The 23,653-nt window shown below is 51.6% G+C and carries 28 protein-coding genes and 5 tRNA genes; 27 read left to right on the top strand and 6 right to left on the bottom strand.

Features of this window, described 5'->3' with window-relative positions:
• Positions 1–8: 8 nt before the first annotated feature.
• From M6D81_RS13880 to M6D81_RS13865, 4 genes are all read left to right on the top strand, one after another.
• Positions 9–83 (top strand) — tRNA-Gln (locus tag M6D81_RS13880).
• A gap of 9 nt (positions 84–92) precedes the next feature.
• Positions 93–168: transfer RNA gene (locus M6D81_RS13875), tRNA-Lys, on the top strand.
• Positions 169–188: 20 nt separating this feature from the next.
• Positions 189–268 (top strand) — tRNA-Leu (locus M6D81_RS13870).
• Between the two features lie 163 nt (positions 269–431).
• A complete protein-coding gene (locus M6D81_RS13865; protein ID WP_262677496.1) occupies positions 432–1,397 on the top strand; it encodes a tyrosine-type recombinase/integrase in 966 nt (321 codons plus the stop codon).
• A 278-nt stretch (positions 1,398–1,675) separates the two neighbouring features.
• Here M6D81_RS13865 and M6D81_RS13860 read toward each other — a convergent pair whose 3' ends face one another.
• Complete coding sequence (locus M6D81_RS13860) at positions 1,676–2,020, bottom strand: hypothetical protein (RefSeq protein ID WP_262677495.1); 345 nt, start codon at positions 2,018–2,020, stop codon at positions 1,676–1,678.
• Positions 2,021–2,078: 58 nt separating this feature from the next.
• Positions 2,079–2,303, bottom strand: coding sequence for a helix-turn-helix domain-containing protein (locus tag M6D81_RS13855; RefSeq protein ID WP_262677494.1), 225 nt, complete (start codon positions 2,301–2,303; stop codon positions 2,079–2,081).
• Positions 2,304–2,474: 171 nt separating this feature from the next.
• Here M6D81_RS13855 and M6D81_RS13850 point away from each other — a divergent pair, with 171 nt between their 5' ends.
• The 3 genes from M6D81_RS13850 to M6D81_RS13840 all read left to right on the top strand — a co-directional run bounded on the left by M6D81_RS13850 (position 2,475) and on the right by M6D81_RS13840 (position 3,310).
• Entirely contained in the window at positions 2,475–2,741 is a 267-nt protein-coding gene (locus tag M6D81_RS13850; RefSeq protein ID WP_262677493.1) for a hypothetical protein, read from the top strand.
• A 102-nt stretch (positions 2,742–2,843) separates the two neighbouring features.
• Positions 2,844–3,131 carry a hypothetical protein gene (locus tag M6D81_RS13845; RefSeq protein ID WP_262677492.1) on the top strand — a complete coding sequence of 96 codons (288 nt, stop codon included), beginning with the start codon at positions 2,844–2,846 and terminating at the stop codon, positions 3,129–3,131.
• Positions 3,128–3,310 (top strand): hypothetical protein, encoded by a 183-nt coding sequence (locus tag M6D81_RS13840; RefSeq protein ID WP_262677491.1) that lies wholly within the window; start codon positions 3,128–3,130, stop codon positions 3,308–3,310. Before M6D81_RS13845 ends, M6D81_RS13840 begins: the two co-directional genes overlap by 4 nt.
• A 491-nt stretch (positions 3,311–3,801) precedes the next feature.
• Here M6D81_RS13840 and M6D81_RS13835 read toward each other — a convergent pair whose 3' ends face one another.
• Positions 3,802–4,152, bottom strand: a complete 351-nt coding sequence (locus M6D81_RS13835) for a helix-turn-helix domain-containing protein (RefSeq protein WP_262677490.1) — start codon at positions 4,150–4,152, stop codon at positions 3,802–3,804.
• A gap of 119 nt (positions 4,153–4,271) precedes the next feature.
• Here M6D81_RS13835 and M6D81_RS13830 point away from each other — a divergent pair, with 119 nt between their 5' ends.
• The 18 genes from M6D81_RS13830 (at position 4,272) to M6D81_RS13745 (ending at position 18,702) form a co-directional block, all read left to right on the top strand.
• On the top strand, positions 4,272–5,090 hold the full coding sequence (locus M6D81_RS13830) for a DUF3102 domain-containing protein (protein ID WP_262677489.1): 819 nt from the start codon (positions 4,272–4,274) through the stop codon (positions 5,088–5,090).
• Between the two features lie 61 nt (positions 5,091–5,151).
• Positions 5,152–6,558, top strand: coding sequence for a TOTE conflict system archaeo-eukaryotic primase domain-containing protein (locus M6D81_RS13825; protein WP_262677488.1), 1,407 nt, complete (start codon positions 5,152–5,154; stop codon positions 6,556–6,558).
• Between the two features lie 72 nt (positions 6,559–6,630).
• Positions 6,631–7,488 (top strand): hypothetical protein, encoded by an 858-nt coding sequence (locus M6D81_RS13820; protein WP_262677487.1) that lies wholly within the window; start codon positions 6,631–6,633, stop codon positions 7,486–7,488.
• A 105-nt stretch (positions 7,489–7,593) separates the two neighbouring features.
• Positions 7,594–7,818, top strand: a complete 225-nt coding sequence (locus M6D81_RS13815; protein WP_262677486.1) for a helix-turn-helix transcriptional regulator — start codon at positions 7,594–7,596, stop codon at positions 7,816–7,818.
• A 187-nt stretch (positions 7,819–8,005) separates the two neighbouring features.
• Entirely contained in the window at positions 8,006–8,401 is a 396-nt protein-coding gene (locus tag M6D81_RS13810) for a hypothetical protein (protein ID WP_262677485.1), read from the top strand.
• The gene (locus M6D81_RS13805; protein ID WP_262677484.1) at positions 8,398–8,757 is read left to right on the top strand and encodes a cysteine-rich VLP protein; all 360 of its coding nucleotides are present in this window, start codon (positions 8,398–8,400) and stop codon (positions 8,755–8,757) included. Before M6D81_RS13810 ends, M6D81_RS13805 begins: the two co-directional genes overlap by 4 nt.
• Positions 8,758–8,886: 129 nt before the next feature.
• On the top strand, positions 8,887–9,099 hold the full coding sequence (locus tag M6D81_RS13800) for a hypothetical protein (RefSeq protein ID WP_262677483.1): 213 nt from the start codon (positions 8,887–8,889) through the stop codon (positions 9,097–9,099).
• Positions 9,092–9,463, top strand: a complete 372-nt coding sequence (locus M6D81_RS13795; RefSeq protein ID WP_262677482.1) for a cold-shock protein — start codon at positions 9,092–9,094, stop codon at positions 9,461–9,463. The genes M6D81_RS13800 and M6D81_RS13795 overlap by 8 nt, the downstream gene beginning before the upstream one ends.
• A complete protein-coding gene (locus M6D81_RS13790; protein ID WP_262677481.1) occupies positions 9,460–9,768 on the top strand; it encodes a hypothetical protein in 309 nt (102 codons plus the stop codon). The genes M6D81_RS13795 and M6D81_RS13790 overlap by 4 nt, the downstream gene beginning before the upstream one ends.
• A 14-nt stretch (positions 9,769–9,782) precedes the next feature.
• A complete protein-coding gene (locus M6D81_RS13785; protein ID WP_262677480.1) occupies positions 9,783–10,709 on the top strand; it encodes an ATP synthase subunit B family protein in 927 nt (308 codons plus the stop codon).
• Positions 10,710–10,730: 21 nt separating this feature from the next.
• Positions 10,731–10,946, top strand: a complete 216-nt coding sequence (locus M6D81_RS13780) for a hypothetical protein (protein WP_262677479.1) — start codon at positions 10,731–10,733, stop codon at positions 10,944–10,946.
• A gap of 70 nt (positions 10,947–11,016) precedes the next feature.
• Positions 11,017–11,244 (top strand): hypothetical protein, encoded by a 228-nt coding sequence (locus M6D81_RS13775; protein ID WP_262677478.1) that lies wholly within the window; start codon positions 11,017–11,019, stop codon positions 11,242–11,244.
• Entirely contained in the window at positions 11,244–14,705 is a 3,462-nt protein-coding gene (locus tag M6D81_RS13770; protein ID WP_262677477.1) for a hypothetical protein, read from the top strand. The genes M6D81_RS13775 and M6D81_RS13770 overlap by 1 nt, the downstream gene beginning before the upstream one ends.
• Positions 14,702–16,609, top strand: coding sequence for a phage tail spike protein (locus M6D81_RS13765; RefSeq protein WP_262677476.1), 1,908 nt, complete (start codon positions 14,702–14,704; stop codon positions 16,607–16,609). Before M6D81_RS13770 ends, M6D81_RS13765 begins: the two co-directional genes overlap by 4 nt.
• Before the next feature lie 58 nt (positions 16,610–16,667).
• On the top strand, positions 16,668–17,207 hold the full coding sequence (locus tag M6D81_RS13760; protein WP_262677475.1) for a hypothetical protein: 540 nt from the start codon (positions 16,668–16,670) through the stop codon (positions 17,205–17,207).
• A gap of 62 nt (positions 17,208–17,269) precedes the next feature.
• Entirely contained in the window at positions 17,270–17,650 is a 381-nt protein-coding gene (locus M6D81_RS13755) for a phBC6A51 family helix-turn-helix protein (RefSeq protein WP_262677474.1), read from the top strand.
• Positions 17,651–18,404: 754 nt separating this feature from the next.
• Positions 18,405–18,487 (top strand) — tRNA-Leu (locus tag M6D81_RS13750).
• 132 nt (positions 18,488–18,619) lie between these two features.
• Positions 18,620–18,702 (top strand) — tRNA-Leu (locus M6D81_RS13745).
• A 117-nt stretch (positions 18,703–18,819) separates the two neighbouring features.
• Here M6D81_RS13745 and M6D81_RS13740 read toward each other — a convergent pair.
• From M6D81_RS13740 to M6D81_RS13730, 3 genes are all read right to left on the bottom strand, one after another.
• Complete coding sequence (locus M6D81_RS13740; protein ID WP_262677473.1) at positions 18,820–19,599, bottom strand: glucosamine-6-phosphate deaminase; 780 nt, start codon at positions 19,597–19,599, stop codon at positions 18,820–18,822.
• 104 nt (positions 19,600–19,703) lie between these two features.
• A complete protein-coding gene (locus M6D81_RS13735) occupies positions 19,704–20,744 on the bottom strand; it encodes a LacI family DNA-binding transcriptional regulator (protein WP_262677472.1) in 1,041 nt (346 codons plus the stop codon).
• Between the two features lie 89 nt (positions 20,745–20,833).
• A complete protein-coding gene (locus M6D81_RS13730) occupies positions 20,834–21,082 on the bottom strand; it encodes a hypothetical protein (RefSeq protein WP_262677471.1) in 249 nt (82 codons plus the stop codon).
• A gap of 175 nt (positions 21,083–21,257) precedes the next feature.
• On the opposite strand from M6D81_RS13730, the gene M6D81_RS13725 reads away from it, so the two are divergent.
• Positions 21,258–22,298: a LacI family DNA-binding transcriptional regulator gene (locus M6D81_RS13725; RefSeq protein WP_262677470.1), complete on the top strand. Its 1,041-nt coding sequence runs from the start codon at positions 21,258–21,260 to the stop codon at positions 22,296–22,298.
• A 59-nt stretch (positions 22,299–22,357) separates the two neighbouring features.
• Complete coding sequence (locus tag M6D81_RS13720) at positions 22,358–23,650, top strand: ABC transporter substrate-binding protein (protein WP_262677469.1); 1,293 nt, start codon at positions 22,358–22,360, stop codon at positions 23,648–23,650.
• Positions 23,651–23,653 lie beyond the last annotated feature (3 nt).

Genomic DNA, 23,653 nt, shown 5'->3' with positions numbered 1-23,653 from the left:
GATTTTGCTGGGGATTAGCCAAGCGGTAAGGCAACGGACTTTGACTCCGTCATGCATAGGTTCGAATCCTATATCCCCAGCCATTTAATCATGAGCCATTAGCTCAGTTGGTAGAGCACCTGACTTTTAATCAGGGTGTCGAAGGTTCGAGTCCTTCATGGCTCACCAGTTTTTTGCAAGACCCAAGCGCGCGTATGGCGGAATTGGCAGACGCACTAGACTTAGGATCTAGCGGGAAACCGTGGGGGTTCAAGTCCCTCTACGCGCATACGAAAAGCCGGTAACATCGCGCTAAGCCAGCGTTAAGCCGTCCGAAACAGTTCGAAGATTACGAACCGTAAAAGACGAATCTAGACGCGGCTGACCCCCGATAAGCCGTACGGAAGGCACCTTATAACCGCGTAAAATTTGGCGGAAGAGGTGTCTTTTTTATGTGCGCAAAACGACGCAAGAATACGATTGCAGGCCACGGGTACGGTGCGAGTAAACGGCCGCCCGAGTCGGAGGACTTCGACATTGCGGTTAACACGTTCATCCGAAATTGTAAAATCCGGAACCTGTCGGAATCCACGATTAGTTATTACCGGGTCATTCTGAAGGTGCTGCGCGAACATGTAACGAAATCCGGAATTGACCGGCCGTCCGACGTAACTGCCGAGCATATCCACGAATTTAGTATCGAGCGGCGGGAATCGGGGTCGCCGGATACGACGGTGAATATGTACAATCGCGGCTGGCGGGCGTTCTTCAACTTTATGGCGGCGGAAGGGTACGTCGAGGAAAATCCGTACGACCACGTAGCGAAGATGAAGTCGGAATCGAAGATTATCCAAACGTTCAGCAAGCCGCAGATTAAAACGTTACTGTCGGCCCCGGACAAGACAAAATTTACTGGGTACCGTGACTACGTGCTTATGCTGCTACTACTCGAAACGGGGATACGGATATCCGAGGCGGAAGGCATCGTCATCCCGAATATCAACTGGCGGGAACGGCGGATTAAGGTATACGGCAAAGGTCGGAAGGAGCGGTATGTCCCGTTTCAGCAGACGCTGGACAAGCATCTCCGCCAGTATCTCGAAATCCGCGGCCTGCTCGATCATGACTTTTTATTCGTCAACATCGATAACACGCCCGCCAAGGTCCGGACGATGCAGGAGAATATCCAGGCGTACGGGGCCGCGGCTGGTCTGAAGGGAGTCCGTGTCAGCCCGCATACGTTCCGGCATACGATGGCGAAGATGTACGTCATGAACGGGGGCGACCCGCTGTCATTGCAGATTATACTCGGGCATACGTCGCTCGAAATGGTCCGGAATTACGTTAAATTATTTTCGCAGGATGTGGCGGCCAAACACGCCAAGCATTCGCCGCTCGAATCGTTGTATAGCGAATAGATAAACGAAGCCCTGTACGAGCCTTCTCCGGCCTTGTGCGGGGCTTTTTCGTCATATCTGCCGAATTGACAGGTATGATCGGACGGAAAGTTCCCGACGTCGGGAAGTATCGGTTTCCGAGCCTTGTACGGCCTTGGCGGCGATAAAACGCCTTAGCGGCTGTGTACGTTTTGTTACTTAATAGGTTTAATTCTACGGACTTGCACGTTAAGTATTACTGAAGGTGTTAGCCCGCAAACAAAAGACCGCATATCCCGTAGGACTGGCGGCCTCATACGTTAATCGATATTCTTCATTTTATAATCCTTGACGCTACCTAACGTAACCTTTGATTTCCCGGTTTCGGGATACGTCCCCGACGACGTTCTTGTTTCCGAAACTGGCTGCTGCTCGATATAATTCCGGATCGCCTCGACATGCCCGAGTATGTACGCCAGTGCAAAGAATACGATCCCCGATATCGCTCCGCTAATCCACCACGTCAGCGCGGCCGCAAGTCGGAAGCTATCGTCATAGGTGCGAAGTAGCTCCGCAAGCGGATCGTCTAGTGTTCCGTAATAGATTCCGGCCGCAAGTCCGCATATTATCGAGGCCCATCCAAGAAACTTCAAAATTCCGGTCATACAGTAATCATCTCCCATATCGTTATAGGACGATTTTACCATTAGTTAGGCGGCTTGGCTACGTCTCGTCCGGGATATATTCGATTATGTCTTCCACACGACAGTCCAAGGCTTTGCAAATAGCATTCAACGTTTCAAACTTGACTCCGTCTGTCCTCTCGTTGTACAGCTTCGTAATACCATTCCGATGAAGACCGTTCCCGGCCTCTTTTGTAAGTCGTTCTAAATCCGCTATCTTTAGGCGACGCTCGCCCATAAGCCTAGACAAGTGTACTTTAATCATCGCTATAAACTCGCCTCCATACAGCGATTATACTTCCGCATGTGAAAAACTTCAATTTCAGTGTTGACAATGCACACTAGAGAGTGTATTCTATGGTTAACAAAAACGACACTACAAGGTTTATTATTAACACTATAGTGTACGAAAATAAATTTAGGAGGTTTCATCCGAATGTCAAAAGTTAATCACGTCAAGCCGTCCGCATCGTCCGCCATCCGCTACGTCATTACGCCGGATTCACTCGCTCACGTCACGCTGCTTCCTTCTCGTACTAGGTTCGTTGTCCAAGCCGATTTCTTCCGGAAGCTGCTCGATCTGCACCCGCGGACCGTACTCGGCTCCACAACGGTCGATGCCGTCCAGCTCGCAGCATTAACCGGGGTTCCCATTAAGGAGGTGACCGCCGATGATGCTCGTACTTGCCTGCTCGTCGTCTAGCCGTTTGAATCCGCAAAGCCGCAACCTGGGCCGCCGTAGCCGCTTTATCGCTTATATCCTTGGCGCATTGTTCGCCGAGTTCGTGAAAGGGGCGTTCGGCCGATGATAACGTTCAATCTCCGCATCTTCAACAACTCGACCGGCGGCTTCGGCGGCACGGTTACGGTCGGCCCCTTGTCCGTCGGATACTACCGCAATCGTAGGGATGGGCTGTACTACGTCAATCTGCCGTATGCAAGCTACACGCAGCCCGGCGAGTCCGTTAAGGTGTCGGCGGACAAGCTGGCGGAAATACTGGGGAATCGGCCCGGCATCGCGGGGGCGGCAGTCATCGAACAGGACAAGCTCGCCGCGATCGGATTCACGCTGAAAGGGAGGCGGTATGTATGAAGCCCAAGAACTCGACTGAATACGCCAAGCAGGAAATGGCCCGGCTGTCCGAAACGTACCAAATACCGGCCGACATGCTGCCGATCATCCGGTTTGCGGTACAAAACGCTTACTATGACGGATACCAAAACGGGCAGAAGTCCGCGTATGACTTTATGAAGACGATAACGGAGCGGTAGCCGTGTCCGTGAATAAATGTTCCGGTCTTTCAGACCATAGGTCCGCCTGACGAGAGCCGGACTGCAACCGGCCGAAACAAAGGGTGTCACTTGAACTGACGTCCTTTGTCGCGGATAGCTACGATACTCAAGGGCCCGATTATCGTCGAGTGTTTCCGTGCCTGTACCAATCCGGCTGCAAACGGATTGGATCGCCATACGGGCTAGTAGTTTGCCGGGATAGCGCCAACTATTCCGGCTGATCGAGTGTTCCCGGACCACGGAAAGCCTAGCGGTAACTAGGCAGCCGTGACAACCGGTTCACATAAATGTGCGGAAGTGTATGGCGGTTCGACCGCTATCGGTTTCAACGGCAGTTACCGGTTAGGCACATACACTTTCGGTTAGTGAGGATTACCCGGCGATAGCGGCAACTATTGTCGGGCTTTCTTTCGTTCTTGTTATATTGTACGATAGGAACAAACGTTCGGTTTCAAAAAGTTGCAACGAGATTATTCGCTATCTTCTGAGTGACCTTCTTTACCGACTTGCCAAAAATCGTGATCTTCTTCGGGAACGAGGACTATCAATTCTCTAATATCAGTAATTCCCAAAGCATTTGCGATGCGTTCAATATGATCTATAGATAAGCGTTCCGGGAAGCCTCTATAAATATTGCTGATTGCATTTGGCCGCAAGCCAGTCATTCTTGCTAAATCCCGTTGTTTTAAGTTCCGCTGCTTAAGTACAAGGTGTAGCCGAAATTCAATCCGGAAAGTTGATCCATAATCTTCGTCTTCTTTGACCTCATGCGGTTGCTTTACTCTTTTGAAGATACTACTAATATTTCGCTCAGTACTCATTAATTAACCATCTCCTAAAAATATCGTTTATGCGGTATTGACATTGTATCGTATAGGCGATATTATTGCAACATAGAGTTTGTATCGTGTATGCGATATTTATTTAAGGAGGGGTTCGGATGGCAGCTAAACAACCGAGGCATATGTTTTCAGCGGATTTACCAACAGTGGAGAAAAGACTGAGAGAGTTGGAGGGGATCGAACGTCAGACGGCGTTTGAAAAGGGAATGCTGCTGAAGCATGTCCGCGACAACGACCTAACGCACGGCCAGTGGGGAACATGGCTCGGCGGATTCGGCATTGACCCAAGCACGGCAACCCGGTACATACAAGTGTACGACCAATTCGGGAACCATGCGACGTCGCACGATTTGCCGACAAGTAAGCTTTTCGAACTGGTCAAGCTTCCGGAAACCGTGGACCGAGCCGCCTTCCTTGCGCAAAATGATATCGCCAGAATGACGGTTAAGGAGCTACGGGGCGTTGTGAAGGAGGAACGCCAGGCGGCCGGGCTCTTCTCGAAGTCAACCGCGAGTGAAGCTAAGGAAGATGCTCTTAGTCAATTTGACGATATCCCATACGGCACAGTTAAGAAGATTCTCAAACTAAGCCGCGAGCAAATTGCTTGCTTTGCGGAGTTGGCCGCGCATTTATCCGGGAATCTAATTGCTGAATCGTACGTGGACATTAAGATTGAAGTGAATTGCGGAAAGCCTGTAGACGAGATCGTAAGACGCTTCAAGAAAGCACCGGAGAAGACGCCAATCCAATCGTTAGGACTCGATCCGTATGAAGTACTCGGCGTGAGCTACGGAGAGCACCTAAAATCTGTTCAATCCCGCTATAGGTCGCTTATGAAGGCGGTACACCCGGACGCAGGAGGTTCCGAGTTTCTATTCAAAGTCGTACAGGGCGCGTGGGAAGAGGTCAGAAGATAAAGGGAGGCCCGGTATTAATCGTGCTTCTCCGTAACTGCCAAGAAGGGAGGCCTAAAGCTAAATGATTGCTATCGATCGATTGTACGATTTGTATATTATCCAATCACGGCATTACATTGTTGGTACGACGGCGGGCAAGTACAGAACAGTTAGTAGAGGCCTCCCACTTCACCGTTCGCTCATGTCAGAGCATCTTAACGGAGGGAAGCCGGTCGGCACGTTCTCCGGACAGTTTTTTACGAAATTTATCTGTTTTGACGTTGATTACCGAGATCATGATATGGCGAAGTGGGCCGTGTACAAACTTAATGCGGCATTATTGGATAGCAAAATCGATAATCACGTCACTTCATTTAGCGGTGAAAAAGGCTATCACGTTGAAGTGTTTTTTGAAAAGCCGATAAGCACAGACAAGGCCCGCGCATTTTATGAGTATATCTTAAAGCAAGCGGATATTGACGATATCCCATCGGAGGCGGGCGTTGTTGAGTTCCGGCCCACGGCGAAGCAGGCGGTCAAGCTCCCGATGTGCAATCATGGCGTGACGGGTAAATATGCCGGGTTCTGTCAAATAGATGACGGGCTGAAGCCGATGGACGAGGCGGAATCTAAGGAATATTTAATGTCGATAAAAAAGACGGACCCGGCGATTGTTTACGATGCGCTACGAGAAATGACAGCGGACCCGCCATACACGATGAAAGATGCTGCTCAAATGGAGGACGTCATTGCCGGACACAAGCTACTAGAGTCGCACCGGCAAGACGAGAGCTACACGCTAGAGAGGGCTTCTCGACTTTTTTCGGAGGGGATGACCGGTCCAGGCCAACGCCATAAATCGTTCATCATATTAGCTCGGTTGTTCAACCATAACGGGGCTGATATTGCTGTCGCCGAGGCCGCTATTTTATCGTGGTTAGATCGGCAAGACAAGTCATTTTATCGGACGGAACGCGCCGCCGTCGAAAAAGACTTACAGGAGGTACTGACGTGGGTTTATGAGAATAACAAGACGCTGACCACGCAGCTAAAGGATTTAACTGTAAGCTTCGGTGAGGTTGACGCCATTATGCGACGTTGTAAAACAAAGGGCGAGAAGGCGGTTATGTATGCGATCCTCGTACACAGTAAGCGGTGGACGGAAGGCGATGGTCAGGCGTTTTATATGACTTATAAACAAATGGCGGAATCGGCGGGGGTGAGTTCTGATACAGTATGGCGCGTGATTGAGAAGCTAGAGGCGGCCGAGTTGTTGGAAATCGTGGGACGTAACAGGGCGGCGGGAGGAACTTATAAGAAATTACCAAACGTTTATAGAGTTAAACTGGAATCAGAAGGTCAAGCGTATGCGATAGAGCCGAATAGTACGCTTGAAGACATCATAGCTGATGTATATAGGGACAGTAAAGATAGGTTGCGGCGCATACTGCCTAGAAGACAGTTCGACCACTACATTAAGACCATATAAATAACCCATTATATCAGATTTTGTACATAGTCGAATCAGTTGGGGAAGAAACATACTAAGGAGGGCGATCTGTTGAAACACGCACGCAACTTATTCCAAAATACGAAACGATCCGATTACCACCGTCACGCTGAACATTCCCTGCAAGTCCGGAACGTCGTCGCAGCCGCATCACTCGATACGGAAGAGGCCTACGGGTACTTTATCGAACGGCAGGCGAAAGCCTACGGTGATTATCGTTCATACGGCGGCGTGTTCCAATACCACGAATCGCCCGGCCCGCTAATCTTGCCGACGGAAGGGCAGCGTAAATGGATCGAACGGCTGGCCGATTATGTGCTGGCGGAGGATCATGTGAAGGGCTTGACGCTTCGAACAAAAGCGCACATCAAAGCGGACGAAGACGAAGAGAATCCGCCGGTTGGAGACGGGGCGCGGCGCTACCTAGAGAACGAATATCAACGGTGGTGTTTCATGGAGACGATGCCGGGGCGCCAGGCTAAACGAGTGAAGACTTGCGAGGTCTGTCGGTGCGAGTTCATGGACGAGTCACGTAACGGTATGGCGGAGGTCTGCGGACATCAGTGCAGAAAGCGGAAGGATAAGGTCCGCAAGCGGCTTGAACGACACGACAGCCCGGAGCTGAAGCGTTACAGGGAACGGCAGGACTACGAGTATCCGTTTTATTCGCCGGTCGAACTGTTTGAACTATCGGCGCGCGGCGAATCAGTCAAGGCTGAACCGGAAAAAGCGATCGACGAAAGGAGGATACGGCAGGAGCGTGGCCGCCGGACTCCAACGAATAAAAGTATGGATTCGGACAAGCATTATTCGCCCAATAAGCATAAACGGTGGAGATCGGAAAGGGAAGCGGCGGAGCTGGCGGGGCCAGTTATCGCTTATAATTTGAACGATGCGTCGTCGGCTTAATACCTCGGACACTTATACTAATAGGTGAGGAAGGGAACATAAGTTCTCGGCCCATTATTTTTAACGTATATGTAAACATTCGATCAGATAAAGGGGGATATGGAGATGAACGGAGAGACGGTCCGAGCCATCCGCGTATATAAAGACATGACGCAGCCGGAGATGGCCGAGCTATTGAAAGTATCGACATCAACGATTTCCGCCGTTGAGAACGGTCATCGTGCGGTATCTAGGGAGCTGCGCCTACGGATTGCGCAGACGTTCGGGACCGGCGACGATATTATGGAGGCGATCGCGCGGGCAAGGGATGCGGAAAGACTGGCGTTATGATTAGCGCTTTTTATTTTTTACTGTACATTCTTAAATTTGAACAGTATATCCCAAATTAATGGTACCGCATAATTGGCGGAATGTCAACAGTCACGCCGTACAGTCGGGCGTTAAACGACAGGGCAACACGTGGGCACAAATACGAAGTCGGACGCGGACCACGGCGGCCGCAACGGGACTGAACGACATGCAAGCTATAGTTACACGGGACACGGAAGGATACACGTACATTAAATATGCGGAGGACAAGCGGCCACTAAAGATATGCCCGTACTTTGTCGACGGGATTGAGCGCGAAATCTGTCTCGGCCGGATGGTCCGGTGTATCGAAGAAGAATCGAACGGGCCGGAACACATCGCCAAGATGACGGAACCTAAGTTCTTCGCGCTGGTGGAGCGGCTGGCAACGTTGACGTGTAAGGAGTTTTCGCCCACAAAAAATTGGGGCGTGACAAAGTTCGAGGTACGGGCCATTGTGCTATTCGTGCTATATGGCGGACTGGATGCCGGACGGTGGCCGGACGCCTACCCGATGACGGATAAGACGTTTGTGCAAGACGGATTGGAGCGTGATCGCCGGTGAGTGACGTAACGGCACGTATCCAATCGATGGCACGGACGCAATGCGCAACGTTTGACACAAGCACGGCCGACCGCTGCTTAATGGATTGTCAATGTGTATACTTCCGGCAGCAAAACGGCCGATGCCGCTATTTTGAGAACGCCGTATTACCGGCCGATCCAGCGCTAGAGCAGTCGTATAAGGCCGAGCGGGGGCTGGCTGACGGTAGCAAGTACGTACCGTGCCGGAGCTGCCGGGCGGCGTTTAAGCGGAAGTCGGGGCGGCAGATTTATTGCGAAAAGTGCGGGGCGGAAGCGGCAAGGAAGGCGCGGAACAAGAGGGCGCGCGAGTACCGTAGAAAGCAGGCGACAACATAACGGTTTACCTTGATATTTACCGTGTCAGACGCTTTATAGCCGTTGAATTAGACGTCCTATAGCGGATAAAGGGTTATGCCCCTATATCGGCTTATTTGGCGTTCTAAAGCGTTACGGGAGGTAGATACGATGCTATTTGTCAGCGAAATTATTCCGATGGAGTATCACCGCAAACGGGTCATTTTAGCGGATACAGAGTCGGACAAGATCGGCGAAATGGTGTACGGCGGATACTGGTCCGACGCGTATATCCGAGAAAACGCGCCGCGGGTTTACGGTAAATCGGACGAGGTAAGGGGTATCACCAAAAAACCGAAGAAGGGGAGAAAGCGGAATGTATAACGAATCAGCGACATGGACGACATACCGAGCGGAGGACACGGAGGCGCACGTCGAGCTAATGGCGTCGATTGGGCCGAGTATTGGCACGAGTAAGCGCCAGCCGAAGCCGGAACGGAAGGGGCCGGAGTATCAGCCGGTTAGCCCTTCAAAGCACGTTGGCAAGGTACGGTTCTTTAATCCGGATAAGGGATTCGGGTTTATCGGCCTTAATGGCGGAAAGCCTGGAAAGCTATTTTTTCACGTTGCCGAAATCGTGGACGGAAACAAAGCGTACATTCGCGAAGGCGTGACGGTGGCTTACGAGGAAGGCGTCGACAGGCAGGGACGTACGAAGGCGGTCGCGGTCCAGTTGGTAAACGTATGATAACGAGCCGAAGTTTAATTAAGATCGAACCAAACGACGAGCGGCGGACGTGGATCGGAACGCCATCGCCGGTGCCAGCCCGGCCGCATCGTCAAGAAGTCACCGTAGACCGCCAGGTCATAGCCATAAACGGCACGATGGATATTATCGTACATCTTACTGCGACAGACGCAGAGGGCAATGTTGTAAAAACGAAGGAAGTACGCAAGCGAAACGCTATAACGTCGACAACGTCAGCGGCGATGCATGTCCAATTTGACTTTGTGGCGGAGTTAGAGGCGGAAGGCTACTCAATAAAAAACTAAAGGGGAAATGACAAATGACAATTCTTAAAGCTAAAGAGTTTATGCAAAAAGCACATGAAATTACAGGTGATAGCGCAGGCCAATTGCTGTCAATTAAAAAGCAGTTCGAGGAACGAAACCGCGCAATCGAAGACGATAGGCGTCTTAGTACTGAGGGGAGAGTAGAAGCCAAGGCAGCGTTAAAGAAAGAAGTAGGCATCTCGATTCTCCAAAACAGTCATACGAGGATGCAGGAGTACAAATCGCACTTATCTAAGGCCGCAAAATACGCTGACGCCATCGTCTACGCTAAGCCTCCGAAGCCTGACGCGGTTAAACTGGAACGTTTCGAGGGCGAACTACGCAGGCTGAAAACGGAATTGCAAATCGCTACACGGGCCGATGCGGCGTATAAAAAGCTAACCGAGTTCGTGGAAAAACTCGACGATCCGTATATCGCGAACATCGTAAGTGATCAATTCGGCGAGATGGCCGCTACTATTATTGGCGCACCGGGTTCCGACGGACATACGAGGCAAAATCTAAGTCAGACGTTCGGCACCTTGCAGACAAAATTTGAAACCGATGATGTACGCCAAGCACGTACGATCATGGAATCGGCACAATCGATGCTTGAGCAGCCGGAAGTCTATACAGGCCCCATTATTACTGACGCTGTAGACAATATGGCCGGCCCCGAGTATACAAGATACTTGAATCGTACGGACGAGTTCTTTGTTATCGAGGGGAATGAGGGGCATAGGCCGGAGGACTACAAAGAAGAAGAAGTAGAAGTAGGAGAGGACCCGAACTCACCGGAAGCGTTAGCACGAGAAGTGACAAGAGCGCGTTACGCATGGGACTTCGCGAATCACGCGATACTCATAGAGCAAGCAGCACAGGAAAAAGCAAAGGTTGCGTACTTGGAGGAACGGCTTCAGCGACTCCAGGAAGGCCAATAAAACCACTAGGAGGGACAAACAATGCAAATTATTTGTTATGACAGCGGACAAGTAACGATCACAAATGACGAGGCGGTAACTTCTCGTTCTACAGGTACAGTAGACGTTGAACATATCCGAGTAGATGCGGATATACTTGCACGATTATACGAGCAAGCGGGTAAAACAAAGACTATCGAAGATGCTAACATATACGTGTCATATAAAGCACGGATTCTTGCAGTTTTTAACGGTTGATCTACGAAAAGCTGGCGGACCATTATTAAAGCCCGTCGGCTTCTTTTTTACTATAAAGGGGGATACGAGAATGAACGAAGGAATCAATAAAGCGATAGCCGCCGACCTTACCCGTTATCTTACCGATATTGACGCGGTGCTTAAATCAGATGCCGCGCCCGAAGAGAAACGCGAAATCATAACGTTGGCGGCCCGGTGCATCGTCTTAAAACTCGAAGGCGAGTATGCGGAGCTGCTGCCCGATCTCGAGCCATACCGGGAGCTAATCGTCGGCATGATCGTTAAGGCGGTGATCTAATGGCAACGGAAATCGGCGCTATCAAGGCGCGACTCGAGTTAAACACGGCAAGATTCCGGCAAGGGACGGCCCAGGCAAAGCGTGACTTGATGGACGTAAAAATAGGGGCGGGCAAGACGGCGGCAAGCTTCCGCCATCTCGAATCAGCGTTAGTGGCGGTCGGGGCATCGGCGGCACTCGTCGGGCTTGTACGGACGGTGAAAACGCTGGCGGACGAAGCTAACCAACTCGCCATGTCGATTCAAGGCGTTTCCGAAGTAGCGAAGGCGCTCGGGCATGACGTCGACGCCGTAACGAAAGCGGCCGAAGAATTGGCGAGCCGTGGATTCATGACGGTTCAAGAATCGGCTAATGCGCTGAAGGCTACGTTATCGACCGGCTACGGGCTGGACGAATCAATCAAGCTTATCAACGCTATGGCGGACTCGGCGGCATATAACCGTGAAGCCCACTTGTCGTGGGGCGAGGCGATCGTCAACGCAACGCGCGGTATTAAGATGCAGAACTCGGAGCTAACCGACGCCGCCGGTATCACGACGAATCTATCCGTCATGTACGACCGTTACGCCAAGTCGATCGGCACAAGCGCGGGCAAGCTGACGGATGCTCAAAAAGCACAGGCGGCATATAACGGCATGATGTCGGAGGCTGCTATGTTTGCGGGTAACGCTGAGACTGCTATGACCGGTTACACGGGCGCGCAATCCGAGTTTAATCAGACGTTGGCAATGGCGCGGGCCGAGTTGGGCGAAGCGTACATGCCGACGATCCAAAAGATGACCGAAGAAATGACGCCGCTTATTAAGCAGTTTACCGGATGGGCGTCCGAGAATAAGGAAGTCGTATCAACCGTAACGGCCACAACGACGGCGACGCTGGCTTTTGCGACGGCAATCGGCGTACTGTCCGTAGCGATCCGGGGACTTAACATTGCGCTCGGCCCGATCGGATGGGCAATAACGGCAATCGGCGCAGTCGTAACGGGAATCTCGGCATATGTGGCGGCGGCCAACAGTGGCAGCGAGACAGCTCGCGAATTTTCCGAGAATCAAGAAGCGCTTAACGCGGCGTTAGAGAAGACGGACGGCATTCTCGGCGCGCAGCAATATAAGCAGATGCAGACGCAGGTCGATACGTTGAATGACGTCCTGGAACGGCGGAACGAACTCGAAGACGAATACAACCAACGTATGAAGGATGCCGAAGAGGGCCGCGGCACTATCGAGAATACGCATGCCATGTTCGATTTGGCCGACGCTATAAAAGAAATAAACAAAGAGCTGGCCGATATGGGATACGAAAACGTAGAAGCGGCGGAATTTGCGCTCCGGACCATGAAGAAGTCGACGGACGAAGCACTCGGCGCACTGGTCGACTTAACGCGGCAACAAATGCAATCAAATATCGCGGCGGCCGACAATGTAACTACTCTCGAAGCGCTATCCACCGAATACGACGAGCTGAATGCCCGCGAAAAGTTGTCCGAAGAGCAGAAAGCGCGGCTGGCAACCATCATTAAGCAGCTCAAGCAGGAATATCCGGACTTGAACGCCCAACTTGACGAGGAAAACCGCTGGCACATTAAAAACAAAGATGCGCTGGACGGTTATATCACCGGCGAGAAGGATCGCGTAAATGCTGCGATAACCGCGGCGAAAAAAGTAATACAGGCGGCAAAAACGGAAGCCGAAGAGCGGGTAAGACTAGCTTCCGAGGCGATGAATCAAATTAGGAAAATCGAAGGCGCGCAGCCGAAAGCGGCCGCATTCTTATCGGATGGAGTTGCGGGTTTTCTCGAGATGGGCGCAAAGGCCGCGGTGGAGAAGACGAAGAAGCGGATTAACGACGAAATCAATCAGACGCGGTTCGAGATTAACAAAGCGACTAAGTTGCTCGATGATCTTACGGTGGGCGTAGACGCATTCCGGACGACGGACGGCGGCGGCGGCGGGACTGACGAGAAAACAGGTCCGGGCCGGAGCGGAGGCGGAAGTAGCGTTAAAAAGTCTGCTGAGAAGTCCGCTGAGCAAGTAGCAGAGGAAGGGTACCAGTTTGCGCTAAAGATAATGGAGAAGAAGCGCCTACTCGGACAGCTTACGGAGCAGCAAGAACATGACCGGCTGCAATCGTTGGCGAAGCAATACGAAAAGTACGATGACATATGGATGGACGCAGAATCCCGCCGACAACGTCTTGCCGAACAAATGGCCGCAGATGCGGCACGGTCTGCGGAAGAAACGGCCGACGAACGGTTCCGACATTCCGCCGATTGGATCACGCAAGAGGAACGCCGCATGACGCTGGCCGGAGAGAGCGAAGCCGAAATAGCACGCATGAAGCTCGAAGCCTGGTCGCGTGTCCGGAGCCGCTACGAAAAGGATTCCGACTATTACAAGCAGGCTGATTCGGAGCTTTACCGGTTGCGGCTGGACATAATCCGAGAGACGGAGCAAGCCGAAGCCGACGCGGCCAAGAAAGCGGAAGCGTCCGCCGACAACGTAATTAAAGCGATCGACAAGCAGAAGAAAGCGGAGCTTGACGCGCTGGACGAGCGGCGGAAGGCGATACGGGCCTTTTACGACGAGCAGGCGGAACTAATCGACGATGGCGAACGGGCGCGCGAACGGGCCGACTTGCAGTCCGAAATTGCGAAGTACAGCGGAGCCACGTCGGAGAAGGGCCAGCGGCATCTTGCGGAACTGAAGGAAAAGCTCCGGAAGATGGACGTCGAGGACCAAAAGGACGCACTCGAGGACGAACGGGATGCACAACTCGAAGCGCTAGACCGTCAGCAAGCGGACATCGAATCGTGGTACGGCGAAATGAAGACGCTGCTTGAAGAGTTTAACGGCGACTTCGTGGCGATCTACGAGAAGACGGAAGATGCCCGCTATACGGCTTTTGCTTCGACTAATGCGGAGATATTGGCCGAGCTGGAACGGTTCAAGACGGAGTACGAGTCGATTATGACCGGCGTTGGCGATGGCGTTAAATCTTCGATCATCGCGCAGATGCAAGCTAACGCTAAAGCCTGGCACACGGCGGATGCGGAAGGGAAGGCGAGACTCAAAGCCGATAACCAACGGCTCGGGGCCGAGTTAGGCGCAACCTATGACGGAAGCATTGGTAAATGGCTCGGAGTGGACGGACTGCCGATATTCCATAACGGCGGCATTGTCGGACAACGGAACTTCTCGGCGGGGGATATGCTCATGCCGGACGAGGTGACGGCCGTACTGCGGGCGGGCGAAGTTGTTCTTACGCCGGGACAGATTCGGAGTATGCTCGAAGGAAGAAACGGCGGCGGTAATACGTACAATATCGACCGAGTAGTCGGCATGGAAGTAAACGATCCGGTACTAGAGGACGAAATAGACATGCGCGCGCTTGGCCGGACAGCCGTCGATATGGCGGCAGAACTTCGGCGCAGCGGCTACCAAAACGGAGGGGGAAGTCAATGACGCAAAAATTCCGCAGCCGACTTGAGCTGCATTCGATTATCAACGGACAGCCCGCTAAGCAAATACTAGCTAAAGCGGCCGACGTTGCGGTTACTGAAGAGCTTAACGGCGATTACTTCGTATCCTTCCTATATCCGAAGCTGCCCGACGATTCCGACCGTTACGAGGGTTTAATCGAAGACAACGAGGTTAAGTTTCCGGATGGGATCGAGCGGGGCCAGCGGTTCGTCATTAAGGACGTCAACGAGGTCCGCGAAGGCCTCCGAATATATAAGCGAGTTGTGGCGTACCACGTGGCGTTCAGACTCGGACAATATTTCCTCGACGACTTCGTGGACTTTGCCGCCAACAAGCCGCCGGAATACTTGCTCGGATTGATCGGAAACGAGACGCCCTTCACTTTTACGGTGGAGGGTTCTTTTCCGAATCAGGACGTATTCAACTTCGGGGAAGACTCGAAGCTGGCGTTATTGAATCAGACGCGCGAACTGTACGGGGCCGAGCGGAGTTTCGATAACTACGGCATAACGTTGACGACGAGGAAGGGCGGGAATCATGGCGTCGAAATCCGTTACAAGAAAAACCTGACGGGTATCATCCGGAAAAGCCATTCGATGGAACGGATAACGCGGTTATATGGCTACGGCAAGAACGGGCTTACGATCGAAGGACACGCCGGACACACAACGAAGTATATCGATAGCCAATATTTTGACGCCGCCAATCCGTACATGGGCAAAGTGGAGTTCCCGGAAATCGACGAGCAGCCCGCATTATTGGCCGCTATGGAACGGCATCTTAAAACGGTCGAGCTTCCGAAAGTGGCCTACGAAATCGACTTCGTTCAGCTCGAAAAAGTCGATATCGAGTTCAAGGCGGACGCCATTCGGGAGGTCGGCGACACTGTAACGGTGATCGATGAACCGATGGGCTACCGATTCGATGCCCGCGTCCACCGTTTCGAGCGGTACCCGTTTGAACCGAAGCGCGGCCGTGTCGTCCTAGCCAATTTCCGCGAGCTATCCAACGGCGACGTCCTGTTTCGTGCTACGGTGGCCGGGAAGCAAGCGATGGTGTATACGAGTAAGAACGCCGTCTTAAAGGGAGAAAAGTACGACGATTCCATTACGCTAGTCGACGGGCTAGGGATGCGTATATCCGACGACTTTAACCGTGAGCTTATCCGGCTAGGGCAGACGGGGCCTGGCGAGTACGGCATGGCGATGTACAATAAGTCCGGAAATAAGACGATATGGCAGGACGCGGCGACGGGGAATGCTAAGTTTTCGGGGACACTCGAAGCGGCGGCCGGGACGTTTTCGGGATCGCTACAGGCTGCTAGCGGGACTTTCGCCGGTACGTTGCAAGCCGTTGATGGCACGTTCACCGGGAACCTGTCGGCGGCAGGCGGTACTTTCACGGGAACGTTACAAGGCGTAGACGGGACGTTTAGCGGAACGGTGAGCGCGGGAACGATTATCGGAGGTACCGTAAACGGATCATTCATCAACGGCGGGACTATCGTTGCTTCCACGGTCAAGACAGCCGGAACAACGCAGCATGTCGCGTTAGAACCGGGCGGGCTACGATCGTATGATAATACCGGTACGAAGCGAATCAGCATCGACACAACGGATGCATTCGGCTATCAGGAGCTACGCTTCTTCGGACAGTCCGGAGGGCATAGCGGTACGATTTCGGGGACGAACGGGCTATTCAATATAACAGCACAACCGGGAAGTTCGTTGATCGTCGGCGGCAATACATTTGTTATAGCTACTAATTTAGTGGACTTCCAAGACACTCCGGTCATTAATTTCCCGCAATCCAACGTAGATGGCTTAACGAGTAGATTAGCAAGCATCGAATCCCGCTTATCGGCACTAGAGAGTGCAACGCCTTAATTTTCCTTTAGCTACTTTCCGATGTTATACTTATCATAAAAATATGGGAGGTTATACCATGAAGAAGGTAGCTATCGGAATTGTTATAGGCGCGGTACTTATGTTCAGCGGTCAAGCCTTGGCGGAGCAGGCGTCAATGATCGGCAAGAAAGTAGGGTCGGTGGCGGAACTCTATCTCGACGGAAAACGTATGAGTGACGTAATCGTTATCGATGGTAAGAGTTACGCGCCGGTTCGCGAGTTAAGTGAAGGTTTAGGTCGTGGCGTTTATTATAAACCGGCTGAAGGCGACAACAACGCTATTATTACGTTATCGAGAGAGTTATATCAGAAGGAAGTCCGCATCGAAATTATAAAAGGCCGCATTGTCGAAGTAGAGGAAAAACTAGAGTATGTAAACGATCCCGAGTATAAGCTGCGCTATGTATACAAAGACGGTATGAGCGACGAGGAATACGCTAAACTTGTCAAAGAAGTCAACGCCGAGAAGGCCGAGAAGATAGCGGAACTCGAAGAAGAGTTAACCGGTCTTCAGCTCGAACTCGAAGCGCTGCAATCGACGGAACGAGAACCGGAAGTGAACGAAGTAACCAAATAATCACGAAGAAGTCTCGCCAATTGGTCGGGGCTTCTTTTTTATACGAAAGGGGATACGCAATTATGTTAAAACCGGAACAGTATACGGCAATCGAATGGCTAATACAGCCGAAGCATGGCGGCAAAACGTTGGAGGAAATCGCGGCACTTTGCGGCGTATCAAGGCAGACGCTGCACGCTTGGCGGAGGACTGACGAGTTTAACACGGAACTGCGAGCGGAGGTAAAGCGCTACACGTCCGATCGATTAGGCGGAGTAATGGACGCCATGCTTCGAAGCGCTATCGATAATAAGTCGGCAGCGGCCGCAAAGCTTATCCTACAAGCTAACGCCATGCTGACGGATAAGGTCGAAGTGGAAACGAAGCAGACCGATAAGACGACGGACGTTGAAGCGTTAAGGCAGCGATTGGAAGCGTTGAAAGCACGTCAAAGCGAGCGCTAATGTAAAGTAAAGTGGTAATTGACGTAAGGCAAGCGTATCACCGTTGTAACCTTCCGGACGATTCACGAATAACGTAGCATTGACGAGTTAAACGTAGTAATTACGATTACACACGGGGTTGCGGAAGGTTACGTCGGGCTACGGAAGGTTACAAATACGGGGAATTACGTGTTTACAACGCTTTACAAATGGCGAAAACACCTGCAGCGAGGTCCTGGGACGGACGACCTCCGAAAACTCACGGGGTTTGGCCGTCCATATGTGTAATAGTGCAAATAGGATCGGACTATATCGGACGCTAAAACGGTGCTAATCGCTGAAAACGTAGACGTGACGCGGGGTTTCGGGTTTCGGAATCCGATCGGAATGTACTCGCTAGATTCGGTGTCTAGCGCGGACTGACGGCAAGCGGCGCAGGCCCCCAACGGGTGCCATCGCGGACCCCTCGGCTGCTGCATATACAATCGGCGAATCAATTTTTAACTCAATGGTAATAAATGTAAACGCAATACATGGCGGTCGCTTCTCGGGAATCGTTTCCGGGGATCGGCCGCCTTTTTTTCGTTTGTACCTCGTCAAGCCTCCGTGCTATAATTTCGTTAGGTTATAAGGTACGCTTTTGTGCGGTAAGTGCGGGGTATGCCACGTTAGATTCGTTAAGCCAACGTTAAGCCAACGTTTAAGCCATCGAAAAGAGTCTAACGCAAAGCCCGAATATCACGCGGACACAATCGCCGAGAAGCCGCATAGTAGCGCGCGTATGGCGGAATTGGCAGACGCACTAGACTTAGGATCTAGCGGGAAACCGTGGGGGTTCAAGTCCCTCTACGCGCACCACTCATGAGAAACCCTTTCGAGCAGAAGGGGTTTTTGTTTTCCTGAACGGAATCTTGGTTCATTTTGTTTCATAAAAAATTGCTTGCATTCCTAATCAAAATGCTGTATATTATATTTCTGAGCAACAAATAAGCGCGTATGGCGGAATTGGCAGACGCACCAGACTTAGGATCTGGCGGGAGACCGTGGGGGTTCAAGTCCCTCTACGCGCACCATCCCAATACATTAGAAGCCTTTAGATCGGCAACGATCTAAAGGCTTATTTGTTGTATAAAAAATTGATAAGCTCCGTGCTCCTCGCAAAGTACCCCAGTAAGCTTCGAAGCAAAGCTTCACTTTGTGGGGGCTTCCGCATATTGAGAAGTGGCCGCCACCAGACGGATTGGAAGCAGAGAGGCGGATGCAGGATCCAAGTATAAGGACCAGTCGGCATGGGATTTCAGCATGGTAGCCGGTATAAGGTTGGTCAGATCGCTTTCCAACGTTCGCTTGATGGCATTGGCCTTTACTTCGTGAGGAACGACGGAGATGATTTTACTGCAGCTCATAATACCATGAACGGTCATGGAGATGGCCTGCTTTGGTACATGGTCAAGATCTTGGAACCATCCCTCGCGCACTTGCTGCGTCTTGCAATCGTCATCCAGATCGACGATCTTGTATGCGGTACGTGCTGAGAAGTCGGCAGGCGGATCGTTAAAGGCGATATGCGCATTCTCACCTATCCCGATAAGCCCCAAGTCTAGTGGCGCTTCCGCAATTAGCTGCTCCAGTCTGATCAGACTTTGGGACACATCTGCGCTATCACCGTCGACGAAGTAAGCCTTGCCTAACGGGACGCGTGAAGCGAAGCGTTCCTTCAAATATTTCCGAAAGCTTGCGGGATGCGATTCCGATAGTCCGATATATTCGTCAAGATGGAACATCTCGACGGCGGCCCAATCGATCGGCTGCTGCACGAAGTGCTCGAAAAATGGGAATTGCGATGCGCCGGTTGAAAGCACGATTCTCGCCTTTCCCCTTTCTTGAATGCATGTATTGATCCATACTGCAGCGTTTATAGCTGCTTGCTTGCCAGTCATGTCGGCATCCTGGTAAATATGAATTTGCAACTAAGTTCACTCCTTTAGAAATATAGAAATCGATTTCTGAAATCGATTACTGAAAGGATACCATGGATATCCTTCAGACACAAGATATTATTGAAAAATTAATGTTAAGTTACCGCATGGACAGATTTTCTTTCGACGAGCTGCGGTTGAAGCATAATTTCACCGGGAGCATTATCAACATCGTTAAGAAGGTCGATCAGCAGACGGCTGGCGATTGCTCCCATCTCTTGCTTGGGCTGCTCGACGGTCGTCAGGGCGGGCGCGACGATCTCGGCGAATTCCAGATTGTCGAAGCCGGCGACGGAGATGTCTTCCGGTACACGAATGCCCTTATTGACGAGTTCGTTCATTACGCCGAAGGCGAGCATATCGTTGCTGGCCATGATGGCGGTCGGCCACGGCTTCGATTGCAGCAGACGGCGTGTCAATTGCTTGCCTTGCTGGAACTCCGTAATTGGCTTGCCAGACTCCTCGCTTGTAGAAGAGATTAGCACTCTGGCCTGGTCAATGTCGACTCCGCGAGCATGAAGCGCCTCTTTATAGCCTTGATAGATCAGTTGACGGCTGGGGCGGTCAAGCGGCGCGGACAAGAAGGCGATATCCCGGTGGCCTTGCTCCAGCAGATGAGAGGCAATGACATGCCCCCCTTTGGCATAGTCGAAATTGATTTGGCAGGTATCGGTATCAGGATGGTTCTGGTCGATTGTGACGACTTTAAAGCCATGGCTCAAATATTGCTTCAAGCCGTCATTTTTATCGATAATCGAGGAGATGATCACGCCTTTCACCTGATTTTCTTGCAAATTTTTCAGATGCTGCAGCTCCAGCTCGGGATTGTTCTGAGAATTGCACAGAAGTACCTGGTAGCCCTGCTCGCTCGCAGTCTCTTCAATGCCGGAGACGACTGCGGCGTAGAAAGGGTTCGTGATGGAGGGGATGATGACGCCGATTGTCGATGTTTTATTCGTTTTCAGCTGCCTTCCGATGCTATTGGGGGTATAATTCAGCTCCCTGGCGGCTTCCCGGATCTTCTCGGCCAGCGCCGGGCGTACGGGATACTTGCTGTTGCTCAGCACCCGGGATACGGTTGCGGGTGAAGCATTGACATGCTTGGCGATATCATAGATTGTTGCCGGTTTATTCATCGTCCGCTCAGACTCCTTCTTTCATTAATCGATCAGGCATAAGGCTTGTTTTTATTTTACCACAATAGATTCGTGGAGATGGGGAAGCATTAGTCCTTGTCTTTATTTTCCCCTTGCTTATACTTCCTGTATCGGATGATAGCAACGGGCAAATTAACGACACCCGTGATGAAGCAAAAAATAAAGGAGAGCGGCGGCTCGAAAGGATAAGGACCATTGCCGATGGGACCTACCTTCGGTTGTTTGCTGTCCCATATGCCATAAATGGTGGCGGCTATCGGCATCAGAATGCATACGATGCTAAAGAAGATATAGAGCTTATATCGAATGGTTATCATCTCCTCCCGTTAGATAATATGAGGTTTACATTAGTATACCGTACATGGAAGAGGAAAGTTGCGAAAACGCTTTTTGTAAGCGCTTATAACAAAACTATTGACAAAAGGAGGATTGGAATTTATAGTGAGGTTAAACGGTTAACTAGTTTATATGCGAAAAGGAGTAGCAGCTACTGTGTCCAAGAAAAAAGTAACGATTAAAGATGTTGCCAGTCATGCAGGGGTGTCAGTCGCCGCAGTGTCTTATGTGCTTAATGGTAAAGCGCATAAAGTATCAGAAGAAACGATCGGTACCATCTATGAATCCATCAAAGCGCTGAATTACATTCCCAGCATTTCCGCCAGGGGACTTGTCAAAAATACCTCTGAGCTGATTGGGGTCATCATCCCGCAGACCGAGGAGCACAAGCAGCTGGTGTTCCAGAACCCGTTCTATAGCGAAATGATCAGCAGCATTGAGTCGGTGGTCAGAGAATACGGCTATCACATTATTCTGGCGGGGGTGGAGAAGGGCAAGTCTTATCTGGACATCTCCATCTCGCGCAATCTGGACGGCGCCATCATTATGGGGGTCTATCCAGAGAAGCTGTACGAGGAATGCAAGGAGGCCGACATTCCTATCGTACTGATCGACAGCTATATTCATGACGATTACTTCACCAATGTCGGAATCGACGATGAGCTGGGAGGTTACCTGGCCACGAAGCATCTGATTGACAACGGGCATCGCCATATCGCGATCGTAACCGGCATGATCAGACGCGACGGCGTCGTCGAGAAGCGGTTCCTTGGCTACAAGCGGGCGCTTCAGGAGGCGGGACTGTTCTATAACCCGGATTATGTGTTCGAGCATTCCGTTACATTCGACCATGGCTTTAAAGCGGGGGGGCATATCGCTCGCAACAATCCGGACATCACGGCAGTGTTCGCGACGGCCGATCTTGTCGCGTTCGGCGTCATTCGCGGCTTGATGGAGAACGGCAATTCCGTACCGCAGGATGTGTCAGTCATCGGATTCGACGATATTGCCTGGGCGGGAATGCTCTATCCGCCTTTGACCACAGTGAAGCAAAGCATTGCGCAGAAGGGCGAGAGGGCGGCCAGATTGCTTATCGAACAGCTTAGATCTACTGACAAGAAGTCGACGGAAGGCACGCATTCCCTCTTGCCTTTGGAAATTGTAGAAAGAAGCACAGTTCGGAAGTTAAACGGTTAACAACATAAGCCGTTTAATGATATTACATCTTTTCACTTACATGAGGGGGTAATTGATCGATGGTTCATGGAAAATGGGGCAAAACGCTGTCGGGACTGCTGGCGGCAACGATGATGACGGTGTTGGTCGCAGGTTGTGCAGGGAAGGAAGATGAGGCGTCTTCGACGGGCGGGAAGGACAAAAAAACGGAGAATGTGACGGTGAAATTCGCCAACTTCTCCGGTGCGGGTGATGCGGCGCCTGCGCTGGAGAAGATGAAGGAGAAATTCGAAGAGCTGAACCCCGGCATTACAATCGATATCGAAACGATCGGCTATGAGGAGTACTTCACGCAACTGCAGACGAGAGTGGCCGCCGGAACAGCGCCTGACGCATACGAGCTGAACTTCGAGAACTTCTTCTCCTATGCGAAGAAAGGCGTATTGCACGATCTGAACGCATTCACAATTGACCGCTCCGCACTGCAAGAGCAGGCGCTGAATGCATTCCAGGACGACGGCGTTCAGTATGGCCTGCCGGCAAGCTTCTCCAACGTCGTGCTGTTCTACAACAAGGACTTGTTCGATCAGGCGAACGTAGACTATCCGACGAAGGATTGGACATGGAAAGAGATGGACGATGCCGCTGCGAAAATTCGAGCGCTTGGCGATGATATATTCGGTGTTCACCAAGGCGTTCAGTTTTTCGAATTTTTCAAAGCGGTTCGGCAAAACGGAGGCAGCCTGCTGAATGAGGACGGCACGGCCTTCACGGTCAATACGCCGGAGAATGTGGAAGCGCTTCGCCATCTGGCCGAGCGGATCAATGTGACGAATGTGATGCCTTCGGAGGCGCAGTTGAGCGGTGTCGGCGATTGGGACCTGTTCAAGACGGGACGACTCGGCATGCTGATTACCGGCATTTGGGCGTTCCCTGATTTTGTGCAAAATGTGAAGTTCAATTGGGATATTGAGGTGGAGCCGGGCGGCAAGCAGAAAGCGACGCACTTCTTCGCCAACGGGCTGGTCATCAATAAGGAGAGCAAGGTGGCGGACGCCGCATTCAAGTGGATTGCCTTCATGTCCGGCAGCAAGGAAGCCGCGCAGATCAGAGTCGATGCGAACTGGGAGCTTCCGGCGGTGACGCATCCAGAAATTCAAGAGGCTTACCTCAGCATTACTCCTCCGGATAACAGGAAAGCGGTATTCGATTCCCTGGCGTATCTGATCACGCCCCCGGTCATTGAACAGTTCAGTGAGATGAACGATATTCTGAGCAATTATCTGTCCAAGGCTGCGCAAGGTGCGGATACGCCGGAGAAAGCGCTGGCGGATGCGCAGAAGGAATTGGAAGAGAAGATTAAACTGAAGTAGCGA

Source organism: Paenibacillus sp. J5C2022 (genome assembly GCF_025567625.1).
Classification (GTDB): Bacteria; Bacillota; Bacilli; order Paenibacillales; family Paenibacillaceae; genus Pristimantibacillus.
Note: the sequence above shows the minus strand (reverse complement) of the source record. Positions and strands in the feature narration are given on the sequence as shown.